The following is a 16,469-nucleotide window of genomic DNA, read 5'->3' on the forward strand; positions in this document are numbered from 1 at the left end:
ATATCCACAGAGATACCTATTGCGGCAGCCCATCACATAAGGAGAGACGATGTCAACATTACAGAATAACTTTTTATGGGGAGGGGCAGTGGCTGCAAACCAATGTGAAGGGGCTTATTGTGCTGATGGAAAAGGCATCAGTTCGGCGGACTGTATTACAGCAGGCACGGTCGATAAGGCTAGAGTGTATACGGACGGTATTGTGGCAGGGGAAAATTATCCAAGCCATGAAGCCATTGATTTCTATCATCGCTATAAAGAAGACATTGCAATGTTTGCAGAAATGGGCTTTAAGTGCTTTAGGACCTCCATCAGCTGGTCCAGGATTTTTCCTCTTGGCGATGAAGCAGAACCAAATGAAAAAGGTCTTCAGTTTTATGATGATTTATTTGATGAATGTTTAAAATATGGGATTCAGCCAGTTGTTACGATTTCTCATTATGAAACCCCCTATGGGCTGGTACAAAAGTGTGGGAGTTGGCGCAGCAGGAAAATGATAGATTGTTATCTGAAATTCTGTGAAACAATATTCAAACGTTACCAATCCAAGGTGAAATACTGGATGACCTTTAATGAAATTAATGTCATTATATTACATCCGGTAATGGCTGCCGGTATACGGATAGGAAAGGACGAAAACTATAATCAGGTAGTATATCAGGCGGCCCACAATATGCTAGTTGCCAGCGCGAAGGCAGTTAGCCTGGGGCATTCCATTAACCCTGATTTTAAGATAGGAATGATGATGCTATATCCCACCTTTTATGGAGAAACCTGTCATCCCTTAGACCAGTTGAAGTGCATGGAAGCAATTGATTGTCATTATTTATTTTCTGATGTTCAGGTAAGAGGAGAATATTCCCGTAAGGCGCTTAGCTTCTTTCGCCGTAATGGGATTCATCTGGAAATGGCGACAGAGGATGCCCTGGCGCTGAAGGATGGTACGGTAGATTATATTGGTTTTAGTTATTACAACTCCAATGTGGCCTCACATCAGATGGAGAAAGATATGACCGGCGGCAATATGCTGAATGCGATTAAAAACCCTTATCTAAAGGCTTCTGATTGGGGATGGACAGTAGATCCTGTCGGACTGCGGATTGCCTTGAATAATTTATACGACCGTTATCAGCTTCCTCTGTTTATTGTTGAAAATGGGTTGGGAGCAGTGGATAAGATTGAGGCAGACGGGACTATACAGGATGATTACCGGATTGCTTATCTGAGAGAGCACATCAAACAGATGAAACTGGCTGTAGGTGAGGACGGAGTAGAGCTGATTGGATATACCCCCTGGGGCTGTATCGATTTGGTATCTGCCGGTACCGGTGAGATGAAGAAACGCTATGGTTTTATATATGTGGACAAAGACAATGAGGGAAAAGGAAGTTTAAACCGAAAGAAAAAAGCTTCTTTTGACTGGTATAAAAAAGTAATCGCCAGCAATGGTGAGGACCTGGAAGAAGAGGTAGGTTTATTATGAAGTACCCACATTTATTTTCACCCTTAAAAATTAACTCTATTATGGTCAGTAACCGAATCATTGCAAATCCAGTAGGTCATGTGTATGAAGATAAAGCCCTGGGACGACCAGGAGTTGTAATAGCCGGATCAGTGATTACCCAACCCGGTAAGTCTTCCTGGGCTTCTCCGGAAGAACCCTACGGCTTTCATAAATATGAAGTAGAAAAAACAAGGCAGAGAATATTGACTGCCCATAGAGGCGGTGCAAAAGCTTCTATAGAGCTTGGACATGCTGGCCAGTATGCTCGTGTGGCTGCCGGTGACTTTGCCATTGGACCTACTTCCTATACCAGAGCGGATGGCGTGGAAGTACGGGCAATGGATGAAGCCATGATGGAAGAGGTTATCTATTGGTTTGCCCAAGCCGCAAAAGATGCCAAGGAGGTAGGCTTTGATATGATATTCCTGCACTTTGGTCATGGCTGGCTGGTAACAGAATTCCTGTCACCTCTTTTTAACAAAAGGGAGGATGAATATGGCGGTCCTATCAAAAACAGAATGAAGTTTCCCCTACGGATCTTAAAAGCCATCAGAGAAGCAGTTGGTCCTTTATTTCCCGTTGAGATGCGTGTTTCTGCCACTGAGTGGATGCCAGGTGGTATTGAATTTGATGATGTATTAACTTTCATTAAAGCCGCCCAGGAATATATCGATATGGTTCAAATATCCTGTGGACTTGATATTGAACATGAAGCCAATGTTTATATGGCTACGACGAATTTCTCAGAGCATATGCCAAACGTAAAATATGCCAAGGTAGTAAAAGAGAATGTGAATATTCTGGTATCTGTTGTTGGTGCCATCATGAATCCGGAGGAAGCAGAAGGTCTGATAGCAGATGGTATTGTAGATATGGTTGCTCTGGGAAGACCATTGGTGGCGGACCCGGACTGGCCGATAAAGGCGTTAGAGGAAAGAGCGGAGGATATCATACCTTGTATCAGATGCCTTCAGTGCTACCATATCTCCACGAACCGCAGAAATGTGGGCTGTTCTGTGAATCCCAGATATACCAATGAAGCCTGGGTGCCAAGGGTATTATCTAAGGCAGAGAAAAAACGCAGAGTAGTGATTATCGGTGCGGGACCTGCCGGATGTAAAGCAGCGCTGACAGCTGAGGAAAGAGGCCATGAAGTAATCCTGCTGGAAAAAGAGAATTATATCGGCGGCGCAATCCATTATGTCGCAATGGAATATTTTAAAGAGGATATCAAAGCTTATCTGGAGTATCTGAAAGCCCAGCTGGCGAAATCCAAGGTTGAGGTAAGACTAGGTACGGAAGCAACACCGGAGCTGGTGAAAGCTCTGAAACCGGACACCGTCATTATAGCGGTCGGAGCAGAACCGGCAGCACCACCCATACCAGGCATACAGCAGCCCAATGTAATAGGATTCTATGATGCGATTACGAAGGAAGAAGAAGTCGGAGAGAATGTCGTAGTAATCGGTGGTGGTACCATTGGAGCTGAAATAGGTCTGGAACTAGCCTTGTTAAAAGGTAAGAATGTTACCGTTGTAGAAATGACTGATACCATCGCAGCACAGGGCAATATGCTGTATAAGATTGCGCTACGTCATAAAATGGAAGAAGCAAAGACCTTATCCGTTATGCTGGAAGCCAGATGTAAGGAAATACTCAGCGACTGCGTCCGTGTAATTGATAAAGAGGGTAAGGAAGTGACACTTCCTGCAGATACTGTCATTATCGCTACAGGGGTCAGAGCGAACCGTAAACTGGCAGAAAGCTTTTATGGAATTGTGCCTATGACCTACATGGTAGGTGATTGTGAAAGGCCTAGAAAAATACAAGAAGCAACACTGGAAGGTTACACCATTGCTTCCGAGCTATAAGGAGAACTTTGTATGAAATCATATTATGGGAAATGCGTGTTTTCAGGCATCGCAATGGGTCCGGTTTGCTTAATAAAGCAAGGGAATCATGCAATAAAGAAGTACACAGTGGAAAACATCGAAGATGAGATGCAGCGTTTTCTGGAGGCAAAGGCTGTAGCGGTGGAACAATTAGAAATACTTTATCAGAAGGCCCAGAGGGAGATTGGAGAAGAAGAGGCCCTGATCTTTGATGCACATCAGATGATGCTTAATGACCTGGATTTCTTAGAAGGAATCAGCAATATGATCTCTCAGAATAAAGTAAATGCGGAATTTGCTGTTTCTGAAACAGGTAAGAATATTGCGGAAATCTTCTCTGGGATGGATGATGATTACATGAAAGCCCGGGCAACGGATATCCTAGATGTGTCACAAAGAGTAATTTCTATTATGAGTGGCAGTCAGACACAGGTGTTACAGATGACAGAGCCTGTCATAATAATTGCGGAAGATCTGACACCCAGTGAAACCATACAGTTTGATAAACAAAAGGTATTAGCCTTTGTAACAAAGAAAGGTTCTGCCAACTCCCATACAGCAATCCTGGCAAGAATGATGAATGTTCCGTATCTGATTGCCGGTGATATTGAATTGCTTTCGGAACTAAACAATATGCAGGCTATTGTGGATAGTGAAGAGGGTATCTTACTTCTCGAGCCGGATGCCGCTACAGCTCTGACTTATGGGTCAAAGCAGGAAGCATTACTTAAAAAACGTTCTTCCCAGCTTGCACTGAAGGGAATGGCTTCCGCTACAAAATCCGGAAGAAAGGTAAAGCTGTACGCCAACATCGGCGGCCCTGACGATTTGGATATGGCATTATCAAATGATACGGAAGGAATTGGCCTCTTCCGAAGTGAATTTTTATATATGGGAAGATCGGATTATCCTTCAGAGGAAGAACAATTTCAAGCATACCAGAAAGTAATACAGGGTATGAAGGGAAAGCCTGTTATCATTCGTACACTGGATATCGGTGCCGATAAACAGGCAGATTATTTTGAAATTCCTCAGGAAGAGAACCCAGCCATGGGATTTCGAGCCATTAGAATATGCCTTGAAAGAGTACAGATATTTAAAGCACAATTGAGAGCTATTTACCGGGCCTCAGCTTTTGGAACTACAGCAATCATGTTTCCAATGATAATTTCCTTGGAGGAAATAATTAAAATCAAGGAGATTGTAGTAGAGGTGAAGGAGGAACTGCTGGCGGAGGGGATATCCTTCGGACAGGTAGAGCTGGGCATTATGATTGAGACCCCTGCAGCAGTAATGGTCAGTGATGAACTAGCGAGGGAAGTGGATTTCTTTAGCATCGGAACCAATGACCTTACCCAGTATACTTTGGCAATTGATCGTCAGAACCAATCCTTGGAGAATTACTACAATCCCCATCATAAGGCATTATTGCGAATGATTGAAATGACGGTTAATAATGCTCATGATGCCGGAATTTGGTGCGGCATATGCGGAGAGTTAGCAGCAGACATGGAAATAACAGAACAACTGCTCTGTCTTGGGGTAGATGAATTATCGGTTTCGCCGGTATTCATTCTGCCCTTAAGAGAAAGAATCAGAGCAATTGATTAAAAGGAGACAGATATATGAAATCATTTAGTTACATCGTCCAGGATGCATTGGGCATTCATGCCAGGCCGGCTACTTTGCTTGTAAAGGCAGCAGCTCAGTTTCACAGCACAATAACCTTGAATAACAGCGTAAAGCAGGTGGATGCAAAAAGAATGATTGCGGTTATGGCAATGGCAGTAAAACAAGGGCAGGAAGTTACGATAACTGCAGAAGGTGACGATGAAAAAGAAGCAATTGAAGCACTGGAACTTTTCTTTCAGAATAACCTATAAATTAAAATAAGAATAAGCCATTTTCCTTATAGATAATAGGGAGAATGGCTTTCTTCAATTGAACTGCACCAAGGATTTGAGTAGTTTGTGCCGCGCAAGATATAAGTGATTAGTCATAAGATTTGGTGAGTAATAGCCCAATAATCCCCTTTTTATGTGTATGGTTTTGGTTTCTTTTATATTAATGAAAATAATCTATCTCATTCCATAAAATATGACATTTACATGTGAAGTAAAGTGGAATAGAGTTAAGACAGATATTGAATAAAGCATCAAAGGAGAGAGAAAAATGAGTTACTTTAAGAGGGTTAAGCATCTGGTAGATGACTTAAGCGTACCCTGGGTTCAAATGACCTCTGCTAATAACCCTGGCAGGAAGGTGAATTACTGGCAGGACCGAATAGCCTATGAATTAATATATCTGATGGAAATCTCTATCATCAAAAATCATAAGTATCTTAGTCTGATTGAGGAAATGTCAAAAAAGCTGATAGATACCATGGAAGAGGAAGGCTCAATCACAAAGCATTTCGTATTGGAAGTAGAGGAACTGCTTAAACCGGTACTGAAAGAGGAGGCCAAACGCTATACTGTTCATTGTGTATCCCATGCTCACATTGATATGAACTGGCTATGGGGATACCATGAAACCGTCCAGGTAACCCTGGATACCTTTAGGACCATGCTTGATATTATGAAGGAGTATCCTGGGTTTACTTATTCCCAATCCCAAGGCTCTGTGTATCAGATTGTTGAGGAATATGATCCTGATATGTTAGAAGAGATAAAAGAGCGGGTAAAGGAAGGACGCTGGGAACTTGCCGCTTCAACATGGGTTGAAAATGATAAAAACATGCCGAATGGCGAAAGTATGGTACGCCATATTACTACCACAAAACAGTATCTGCATAAAATATTTGGAGTAAACCCTGATGAAATCAATATTGACTTCGAACCGGATACCTTCGGACATAATGCAAATATACCGGAGATACTGATAAATGGAGGCGTGAAATACTATTACCATTGCCGTGGTAATGAAAGTGATATCTTGTATAACTGGGAAAGTAACAGTGGTGAGCGGATATTGGCATTCAGGGATCAAATCTGGTATAACAATTCCATCACACCTAATACTGCAAGGCATATTCCTGTTTCCTGTGAAAAGCTTGGACTATCTGAGATGCTGTATGTATACGGAGTCGGCGATCATGGCGGCGGTCCTACAAGGAGAGATATCGAGGCAATTCTTGATATGAATACCTGGCCATTGTTTCCAAACTTTATTTTCAGCACTTATCACAAGTTTTTTCAATATGCAGAAAAATACAGAGAACAGTTTCCTGTAGTAAAGGGAGAAATGAACTTTGTATTAACAGGGTGTTACAGTTCATCATCAAGGATGAAGATGGCAAACCGGTATTCGGAGGCCTCTTTGTATCAGGCTGAATTTGCAAATTTATTGGGACATGAACTAAGCGCTGTGAAAAACGAAAGTAATAAGATTACGAAAGCTTGGAAAAATGCGTTGTTCAATCAATTCCATGATATACTTCCCGGCTGTGGTATGGTATTTACAAGAGAGTATGCATTAGGCAAATTCCAAGAGATACTTGCAACAGCAAATCAAGTAAAGCGGGCAAGCTATTCAAAGCTGATTGAAGAGATAAAGCTGTCCAATTTTACTTCCATTGCAAATAAAAATGAAACAGCTTATGGCGCAGGCGGTGGTACGAATCCTTCCAGACTTTATGGAGACGGCGGTCTGTCCTTTAACTTAAATCTGTCCCAGGTTTCCAGAGGAATAGGACCAAACCGCGCATTCTATATCTTTAATAGTACAGAATATGACCGCAAGGATATCGTGACTATTATGCTCTGGGATTACAAGGATGATCTTGATAAGCTTGCTGTGTATTCTTCGAAGAAAGAGAAACTTACCTTTGAAAAAGTAAGTGATGGTTATAATCAGTATTGGGGACACTGGTATACGGAAATTTTAGTACAGGTTACCGTACCCTCCTTCGGCTATGAAACAGTAGTCATTACACAGGAAGAAAAAGACTTCCCTGAAAGCTCCTATATACCATCTAAAAATGATCCGAGGGTTAACCATTATGTTGATTACATCCTTGAAAATGATTATATACATGCAGAATTTGACCCGATAACCTTAGATTTAATCAAATTAACAGACAAGCAGAATGACCTTGTACTGATAGAAGACAAAGCAAATTTCCGTTATATACAGGAGAATGCAAAGAACAGCAATGCCTGGGTGGTCGGTGATTATATAACGATGGATAACTGCCGTAAACAGATTATGAAGAAAGAATATACCAGTAATAAGCTGCTGAAAAAAATCAGTTATACCATGGAAATAGCAGACTCTAAACTGGATGTAGAGATTATTCTTAAAAGTAATGCGAAATATCTGGAATATAAAGTGGTAGCCCAATGGAATCAGATAGGTGACCAGGTCTATACTCCTCAGTTAAACTTTCATATACCATTAAAGAATCATCAAAAGAAATACATTTATGACATTCCAATGAGCATAATCGAACGCGGACCTATAAATGACGAGGTACCCGGAAGCACATTTGCCTATGCAAAATTTAAGGAGGATTTAGGACTATCCATCATAACCGAATCAAAATATGGTTACCGTGGACTGGATGACAGTCTTTCATTGACATTATTGAGGAGTACCTCAAATCCTGATACTCATCCTGAAACAGGAGTGCATTATTTTAATTTCAGAATAGGTTATGGAGATGTTTTGGATACTTTAAGAGAATCAAAGCAATTCAATAATCCTATGGATGTTGTCAGCGGGCCGATAAATCCGACCGGAACTCTTGAGGCTGTACAATCCTTTATCAGCAAAGATAATCCGAATATCATGATCTCTGCGGTAAAAAACAGCGAGACAGGAGATGGAATGGTTATTCGCATGTATAATATATCGGATAAAAAGGAAACTGTCGGTTTTACTTTTACAGCTGATATTGAAAATACTTCGATAACGGATTATTTTGAAAGGGTTATAGAAGAGCTCAAATATCACCAAAATACCGTCAGTCTCCAGATACCTCCTTATAAAGTGGCAACACTTAAAGTAACTTTAAAGAAATAATATTTTTACTATTATAGTTGTCCAATAAGATAAAGGTTCTATAATAAATGTTGGGAATGTGTTATTTACACACCTCAACTATTGATACAGAGCCCAAATAAAAGGCTAAGTCTTTCATTCACCTTGAACCGACCCCCAAGTATTAGACCTAAAATCTAACATTTAGGAGTCACATCACCTGCTGATTGAAAGACTTAGCCCTCTTTATATTGTAGAATATTTAAAGTTTACAAGTTTCATTGACATAGTGTTTTTACTGCTGGCAAAGTGCCTTGGCAACTTCTGCAGCATTTTGAAAATCCTTTTCTTCCGGGTTCCATAAACATTTGGCTTCCGTTTCAACTACGGAGAAGCCGGCCTCTGTCAGCCGTTCACGTAGTACCTTTGTTCCCTCGCCGCTCCAGCCATAACAACCGAACACAGCAGCCCTTTTTCCCTTTAACTTCAATTCTTTCAGGAAATCAAGCCATCCGCCTACAGAGGAAAGAATATTACAGCCTACAGTTGGAGACCCCAGAGCGATTGCTTTCGATTTAAAAACTTCTGTTATAATATCATTCTTATTAGTCTGGGAGATATTATATATCTTCACACGGGTATCCGGTGAGATACGGGAAATTTCGGAACTGATCTTATGGGCCAGCTGTTTCGTGCCATCCCACATAGTATCGTAAACCACCGTAATCTGGTCCTCCTGATAATTTTGTGACCATTCATAATATTTTTCCACAATCTGCAATGGATTCTCACGCCAAATTGAACCATGGCTGGTAGCAATGATATCAATTGGCAGGTTCAAGCCTTGTATTTCTTCGACCTTCTTTTTCACTAAGGGAGAAAAGGGGGCTAGAATATTGGCATAATATTTGATGGCCTCTTCCCAGAGCTTACACTGATCGGCTTTATCATTAAATAATTCTTCCACTGCAAAATGCTGTCCAAAGGCATCATTAGAAAATAGAATATTATCACCTGTCAGATAGGTGGCCATACTGTCAGGCCAGTGCAGCATTTTCATTTCTACAAAGACGAGTTTCTTTCCATTACCGATATCAACGGAATCTCCTGTTTTTACTACCTGGTAGTTCCATTCCGGGTGGTGATATTGACCGGTAAGGGATTTTACACCATTTGCGGTACAGTAGATAGGAGTGCCGGGGATTTTCTCTAATAAGGCAGGAAGAGAACCGCTATGATCCACTTCCCCGTGATTGGCAACAATAAAATCAATTTCCTTTAAATCAATTTCTTTTTCCAGATTGTCGATGAATTCCGTAGAATGGGGTTTCCAGACCGTATCAATAAGAACTGTCTTTTCTTCTTTAATTAAGTAGGCATTTTGGCTGGAACCGTGGTTTATGGAATAGTCGGCACCGTGGAAGGATTCCAGCTCCCAGTCCATAAAGCCTACCCAATATACATTATTTTTTACAAGCTTTTTCATGATTCTATACCTCCTTCGTATTTGGGGAAAAGCAATGAATTTTCAGTGAATATATGATTGTACACATCTTTAACCAATTCCTGCAGCTTCTGAAAGACCAGGCGGTAGGTAGCGCAGCCGTCTTTTGGAGCAGTAAAGTCATTGGTACAGGCAGTAATTTCTTTTATCAGATTTCCGGCAGCTTCATGCTCATCCTCCAGGTCTTTTACATAACGAATTCCCTTCTCCTTGTTAAAGTTCTTCTTCATATATGGGAAAATAGCCTTTTCCTCCTTTGCGAAATGCTCCTGGAGTTCTTTTCTTAAATCCGAAAAGAGGCCGTGTAAGGGGACCAGCTGTTCCTGATGATGTTCATAATGAACCAGCAGAACCTTATTAAGCAACTCATCAATTTCTGCCAGCAGATATCTCTCTTTGGTATGGTGGGTATCTATAATATAATCAATCAGCTCTGTAATATTCATTTCGGTCAGATGATCCACTGCCAATATTTGTCCGTTACTTGATTTATGAGAGGATTTAATCAGTTTCTTATTTAATAATTCGATAAAGCTGTTTGATTCGATTCCCAGTTCCGCTAAGGCTGCTTCTAGGGCGTCCTTTCCTCCGCAGCAATAATCAATATGGAAATCATTGAAGATTTCAATGGCTTCCGGATAGGCTTTTACCACATCAGTTATTTTCATGTTACCTGTTATCATATTTTGCTCCCATCTGCGTGCTTTACCACGCGAATTATGTCAGGGGGAGTAAAAGATTTATCTTTCACTCTTGGCTCCCATCTGCGTGCTTACCACGCTTATTAAGTCAGGGGGAGTAAAAGAGTAATATTTCACTCTTGGCTCCTCTTTCTGAGTTCATTGTTTTTAGCAAGGTTTGTTTTGTAAGGTTATTTTAACCAAGAAAGAGTACTAAAAATGTGATTTGAATCATTATCTAAAAAATATTTCATTTATTTATCATTTTCAAAGGTATCCCTTAAACTATCTTTATTCAAAACATGAATCTTACGATTTCCTTCCAGCTCAACAGCTCCCTCATTACGAAGTTCACTAAGCTTTCGGCTGATGGTCTCTCTTCTGACATTTATATAAGCGGATATATCGTCTCGGCTTAATTCAATGGTTTCTCCCTTAATCCGGTTGCTTCTGAATAATAAAAAACCAGCAACCCGGGCTTTGGCATCGTTTACTGATAACAGTTGCACCAGTTCGTTGGCTACTGACAGTTTCTCTCCAACAACACTTAATATTTTAACCCCTATCTCAGGTTTTTTTAAGATCAACTCAAGAATGTCTGCCTTTGAAATAAGGCATACTCCGCATTCTCCCAGAGCGACAGCAGTTGCCTCAAAGGCTTTTCCTCCAAAGATATTCTGTTCTCCGTATATATCACCAGCTGTCAGTATATCAAGCACATATTCCTTTCCTTCCAGCGAATAGCGGCTGATCTTGATCTTGCCATAGCGGATAATCATTATTATATCCGCAGGATCACCTTCGTGAAAAACGGATTCTCCTCTCTTGTAATCCAGATGTCTTGCCTTTGAGACAAGTTCTCTCTGCTCTTCTAAGGAGAGCGGCTCAAAGAGAGGAATTTTCGAGGTACACATTTTACTGCAGCAGTTACACATAAGCTCCATATCGTTCTCCTTTTCGGATAATTAATTGATGTAGGATAATTGTATTATATCAAACAGGGAGGTGATGGCAAGGAGTGACAGTGTGAATTCCGGTACATTATTTCTTCTTAAAAATTCATGAGGTATCTGTTGGGGTATTTCAGGTGTATAATTTTTATAACATAATAAAGGGGTGTGGTAACTATGGTAAAAGGGATAGAAATAAGATAAGAAAATAGTAAAAATGTGAATGCTACAAATAAAACTTAAAATTTGGAGAAAATATGGAAATTAGAACGATACCAGAAGATTATATCATTAACATGACCAAAGAAGGTCACGGTAAGGTCGAATCAAATTTTTTGCTACACGGATTGAAGATAAAAAATGATACGGATATGCCGGTAGTAATACATCAGATTAATTTGGAGTTATATGCTGCTGAGACCTTTGTAAAGCAAGTGACCTATAGTGGTAAAGCACTAATCAATACAATAGAACGATTTGCACAGGAATGCACTTGGTTGGGAAAAGGCTTTGGTGCTCAGCTTTTTTTAGGAAAAGAAGGCTTCTGGAACCCTGAAAAATTCAGCAGTACCAAAACATTAATGCCGGATCAGGAAACAGGATTATTTAATGAATATTTTGTAGTAATAAATAAAGAAATGATAGATTTGTTATCTGTCGCAGTTCTTTATGAGAAGGAAGGAAAGGAATATAGGCAGGAATTATCAATTCCTTTAAGAAACTATGTGAACAAGAATAAATATCTGTTTCCGCTAAAGGGGTGTATTTCTACTTGCGGGAATTATAATTGTCTTTTAGATCACAGACAGCATTATTCAATGGAATTTGCCATTGATATGGCTCAATATAACAAGGAGCAAAAGCTTTCCTTTCAGGAAGAAATGCGTAAAGAAGACTATGTTATTTATGGGAAGGAAATCTTAGCCATAGCAGATGGTGAAGTAATTGATTGTTTTCATTCAATACCAATTACAACTTCGTGGGTATGGGAGGAAAGAGAACCTTATTTCAAGCAATATGGATTGGCTGCTCAATTCGGTAATTACGTTATCCTTCAACATTCCAATGGGGAGAGTTCTTTCTATGGACATATGATAGAGGATAGCTTGACCGTTAAAAAAGGGGATAAGGTGAAGCAAGGTCAGGTTATTGGTAAAGTTGGACATACAGGTCTTTCCAACTGCCCCCATTTACATTTCCAGCTGATGGATAGACCGGATATTCTGACAGGGCGTGGGCTTCCTTGTTCTTTTCTCAATATTAAGGACGTGACGGGGGAACCTCTTGAACGTATTATGGATGATAATATAATCGTACATACCTGTTAAACCTCTGTGATACTTCCTGCTGAACACTTCCTTGGAGGAACTTGCATTGGTAAACAACTTGAAATTATATACCAATTGTGTAAAATAAAAGCTATAAAGGGTTGACTTTTAATGTGCAGGGGAGTTAAGAGAAGATGGAAAAGGATACAGAAGAATTGAGACAGGGAAACATCTCAAAGGTTACAAGGAATGGTAATATTGTTTACAGAGATTTGAAACCCCAAAGCAGTACGGTCCATAGATTGCTTCTGCATCTGGAGAATAAGGGAGTTACCTTTACTCCCCGTTTTCTGGGTGTGGATGAAAACAATCAGGAAATGCTTAGCTTTATGGAAGGAGATACGATTGAAAATTATCCCTGCCAAAAGGAGCTGCAGAGTAAATCCGTAACAGTTCAAATGGCAGCAAAAATGTTAAGAGTATATCACGATGCAACATTAGATTTTGAAAGATGTCCGGAGGATATCTGGTTTTTGAATTATGAAGGCGGATTACAAAAAGAGGTCATCTGTCACAATGATTTTGCACCTTATAATATTACTTTTAAAGATAATAAGCCAGTTGGTATGATCGATTTTGATACGGTGTGTCCTGCACCAAGAATTTGGGATATAGCATACGCGGTTTATCGATTCGTTCCGCTAAGCATGGAAGTATACGATCCAATCAGAAAAAAATACCGATTATATGACAAGACCCTTGACTGTTTAGAGCGAAAATCTTTCATAAATCTATTTATTAACACTTATGGTATTGGCAATTCTCATGAAGTCTTACAAAATGTAATTATGCGGCTACAGGCTTTAGTTCAGCTCTTTGATACAGAATGTGGCAAAGGAAATTCGGCATTTATAAAGATGAAAGAAGAAGGGCACCAACAGTTTTACGTTAATGAAATTGCATTTATTCAAGAAAATATGAGTGATTGGATTTAGGGAAAGGAGATTAGAGTGATTTCATACAAGCTCCCTTATATCGATTAATCGATATAAGGGAGCTTGCAATGTTTGTGTTACCAGTTATTTCGTAAACTACAAGGATATCAAGCCGCTCATGGTCGATTTAAAGCGTGTGTTTTTAGTATCGACGAGAGATATTTATTGGTTATAAAGTCAACTGGAAATCATGTACAGATAATTGGAAATTAATACTATTATATGATATAATAATACACACAATAAATATAATACTGTTAAAAAATTAAGGAGTTAATTGATAAAATGGTTATATTATTTTTTCGTCCTTTGCTCATCATTTTTTTAGGTCTACTATTTGGAGCCATACCATTAGATAAACCAGGTCATTTTCTTATGACTGGTTTTCAGATACCATCAGCCTTTAAGTCAAATGAGCACTGGGTTTATGCACAAGAAATGGGTCCTAAAATATTTATAACAGTAGGTATAATTTCATTAGTACTTACAGGTATATTAGTATTTGGAGGTAGAAATGTAATATCGTATGACAAAATGGAGTTTATAACTGCTATTTTTAATGCATTACTAATGGTTACCTCATTTATTGTATTAGAATATAAAGTTAAAAAATTTAAAAAAGGCAATAAAACTAAAGAACAGAAGGAAACTAATTTATAGTATATTCAAGGATTGGACTGCTTAGGAACAGACTCAAGATCCTTAATTAATAATCATAGAAAGCATTTACAGTCTTTTCTTCACCCACCTTGAAAAGTCTAGAGTAACTTAATCAGTTCTTCTAATTCCTCACATAACACTTTTGCAAGCTCAAAATCTGTATCTTTTAAGGCTAACTCTATCTTGGTTTCTATTGTCTTTTTCTTTTGTTCCATTTCTAAATAGTCCTTATCAAAATGATTCGCATAAATCATTTTTCTGAACTTTCGCATACTCATTTTACGAATTGTCTTATCCTCTATGATTAAAACATAATCCGCACAGTTTATGATAGTATAAAAATCATGAGAAACCATTAATATTGCACCTTTATAGTTCTCAATAGCTTTTTCCAGTGCTAGTTGGGAATAGGTGTCAAGATGACTTGTCGGCTCATCAAGAAGCAGCAGATTTGTTTTCACTGCTGATAGCTTGGCTAATTGAAGGATATTTTTTTCTCCGCCGGATAGAGCTTCTATCTTCTGCTGAAGAACTTCTTCGTCAAAGCCATAACCGGAGAGGTAGGTTTTAACTTCGTCATATGTTTTAAAGCCTAAATCAAAGAACTCCTCAAGTATGGTTTCAGACTCATGAAGCATTTCTCCTTGAATTTGAGATAAGAAACCTGTATTAATTGTCTCAGCTAATTCAATGGACTCTTGATTGGTTTTGTAAATCTCTCGGAGTAAAGTTGTTTTACCGGTACCGTTTGCGCCGATTAAAGCCACTTTGTCGGTTGATTTTATCTCAAAATTTACATTTTCCAAAAGCATATCCTCAAAAGATATGCTGTAATCTTTTACCTTCAAAACGACAGTTTCCTCAGGAATACTATCTGCTACAAAGTTAATTGCCGGCTGTTTAATATCAACAAAGGGGGCTTGAATTCTGCGAGCTTCCAATCGTTCCTGAATTTTGACTCTTGCTTTCAGGGATTTTCCTCTGGAGGCTTCCGTATGAACCGTTGCGATAGATCTGAGATTATTAATAATAACCTCATTTCTCTTGATCTCTTCTGTGTCAGCCGCAGCCAGTTCCTGTAACTCTATTTTTGTTTGAAGCAGGGAAAAGTTATAATCAATATATCGTCCGTCAAATTCTTGGAGAAGCTTGTTTTCAAGGTGAATTATTTTATTAAAGCAATGATTCAATAGATACCTGTTATGAGTTATAACCAACATGGTACCTTTGTAGGAATTAATTAAATTCATAAGAGAATTAAGGTTTTCAAAGTCCAAGAATACATCGGGTTCGTCCATTATCATTAAGTCCGGACCTGTTAACATTTCTTTAATTACCTGAATCAGCTTAAATTCGCCGCCGCTAAGTTTAGATACAGCCAGTCCTTCGTGCTTATTTAAGTTAGCCAGAGTCAGCTGCTTTGTAATGTTACTTTCAAAATTATCTCCGCCAATTGCTTGAAATGCATCCAAAGCTTCCTGGTACTTTTCTAAAAGAGGCTCTAAGTCTGAGGAGGTTTCCATTTCGGTGCAGATAGCGGTTATTTCATTCTGAAGTTTAATAAATTCTTCCCCTATATAATCATAAACGGTTATTTCTTTTGTATTATCCAGCTGTGAGAACTGGCTGACATATCCGATTCTGTAATCAGGGGATATTTCCAGCTTTCCTTCAAACATATATTTTTCCGGTTCCATAAGGATATCAACCAGTGTACTTTTTCCACTTCCGCTGGTCCCTATAAAGGCGCAATGCTGACCTTCTTCTAATGTAAATGAGATGTTATTATATAAATCCTTCTGCGGAAATGAGTAGGACAGGTTATCAACTTTTATCATTTATTCCTCCACTTATCTTATGAGTTTGCCATTGGTAGCATAACATCTTTTATCAGTTATTTCAATCATTTCATAAGAAAGCAGTTGAAGTACTGAAAGATATGCGATATTCTATTATCCACTGTTATAATTTAATCATTCAAGGAAGGTTATGAATATATCTAAATATGGATGTAACGAATACCATTAAGATAATTA

12 protein-coding genes are annotated in these 16,469 nt (G+C 39.1%); 8 read left to right on the forward strand and 4 right to left on the reverse strand.

From position 1 onward, the window contains the following. The first annotated feature begins 49 nt into the window (after positions 1-49). The 5 genes from bsdcttw_RS08535 (at position 50) to bsdcttw_RS08555 (ending at position 8,418) form a co-directional block, all read left to right on the forward strand. Positions 50-1,483, forward strand: a complete 1,434-nt coding sequence (locus bsdcttw_RS08535) for a 6-phospho-beta-glucosidase (RefSeq protein ID WP_185258959.1) — start codon at positions 50-52, stop codon at positions 1,481-1,483. Then, positions 1,480-3,375: an oxidoreductase gene (locus bsdcttw_RS08540; RefSeq protein WP_185258960.1), complete on the forward strand. Its 1,896-nt coding sequence runs from the start codon at positions 1,480-1,482 to the stop codon at positions 3,373-3,375. The genes bsdcttw_RS08535 and bsdcttw_RS08540 overlap by 4 nt, the downstream gene beginning before the upstream one ends. Positions 3,376-3,387: 12 nt before the next feature. After that, a complete protein-coding gene (ptsP, locus tag bsdcttw_RS08545) occupies positions 3,388-5,007 on the forward strand; it encodes a phosphoenolpyruvate--protein phosphotransferase (RefSeq protein WP_185258961.1) in 1,620 nt (539 codons plus the stop codon). Between the two features lie 14 nt (positions 5,008-5,021). Next, positions 5,022-5,279, forward strand: coding sequence for an HPr family phosphocarrier protein (locus tag bsdcttw_RS08550; RefSeq protein ID WP_185258962.1), 258 nt, complete (start codon positions 5,022-5,024; stop codon positions 5,277-5,279). 289 nt (positions 5,280-5,568) lie between these two features. After that, positions 5,569-8,418 carry a glycoside hydrolase family 38 N-terminal domain-containing protein gene (locus tag bsdcttw_RS08555; protein ID WP_185258963.1) on the forward strand — a complete coding sequence of 950 codons (2,850 nt, stop codon included), beginning with the start codon at positions 5,569-5,571 and terminating at the stop codon, positions 8,416-8,418. Positions 8,419-8,671: 253 nt separating this feature from the next. On the opposite strand, the gene bsdcttw_RS08560 is transcribed toward bsdcttw_RS08555, so the two are convergent. The 3 genes from bsdcttw_RS08560 to bsdcttw_RS08570 form a co-directional block, all read right to left on the reverse strand. Further along, positions 8,672-9,862, reverse strand: a complete 1,191-nt coding sequence (locus bsdcttw_RS08560) for an oxygen-binding di-iron domain-containing protein (RefSeq protein WP_185258964.1) — start codon at positions 9,860-9,862, stop codon at positions 8,672-8,674. Beyond that, entirely contained in the window at positions 9,859-10,563 is a 705-nt protein-coding gene (gene ric, locus bsdcttw_RS08565) for an iron-sulfur cluster repair di-iron protein (protein ID WP_185258965.1), read from the reverse strand. The genes bsdcttw_RS08560 and ric overlap by 4 nt, the downstream gene beginning before the upstream one ends. Positions 10,564-10,814: 251 nt before the next feature. Further along, entirely contained in the window at positions 10,815-11,504 is a 690-nt protein-coding gene (locus bsdcttw_RS08570; protein WP_185258966.1) for a Crp/Fnr family transcriptional regulator, read from the reverse strand. Between the two features lie 263 nt (positions 11,505-11,767). Between bsdcttw_RS08570 and bsdcttw_RS25325 the strand changes: the two genes are divergently transcribed. The 3 genes from bsdcttw_RS25325 to bsdcttw_RS08585 all read left to right on the forward strand — a co-directional run bounded on the left by bsdcttw_RS25325 (position 11,768) and on the right by bsdcttw_RS08585 (position 14,433). Then, positions 11,768-12,838 carry a M23 family metallopeptidase gene (locus bsdcttw_RS25325; RefSeq protein WP_185258967.1) on the forward strand — a complete coding sequence of 357 codons (1,071 nt, stop codon included), beginning with the start codon at positions 11,768-11,770 and terminating at the stop codon, positions 12,836-12,838. 134 nt (positions 12,839-12,972) lie between these two features. Beyond that, positions 12,973-13,773, forward strand: coding sequence for a phosphotransferase (locus tag bsdcttw_RS08580; protein WP_185258968.1), 801 nt, complete (start codon positions 12,973-12,975; stop codon positions 13,771-13,773). Between the two features lie 285 nt (positions 13,774-14,058). Beyond that, positions 14,059-14,433, forward strand: coding sequence for an SdpI family protein (locus bsdcttw_RS08585; protein WP_185258969.1), 375 nt, complete (start codon positions 14,059-14,061; stop codon positions 14,431-14,433). Positions 14,434-14,531: 98 nt separating this feature from the next. Here the strand turns inward: bsdcttw_RS08585 and bsdcttw_RS08590 are convergent, their stop codons facing one another. Beyond that, a complete protein-coding gene (locus bsdcttw_RS08590) occupies positions 14,532-16,271 on the reverse strand; it encodes an ABC-F family ATP-binding cassette domain-containing protein (protein WP_185258970.1) in 1,740 nt (579 codons plus the stop codon). Positions 16,272-16,469 lie beyond the last annotated feature (198 nt).

The sequence above is a fragment of the Anaerocolumna chitinilytica genome (genome assembly GCF_014218355.1).
In the GTDB taxonomy this organism is placed as follows: domain Bacteria; phylum Bacillota; class Clostridia; order Lachnospirales; family Lachnospiraceae; genus Anaerocolumna; species Anaerocolumna chitinilytica.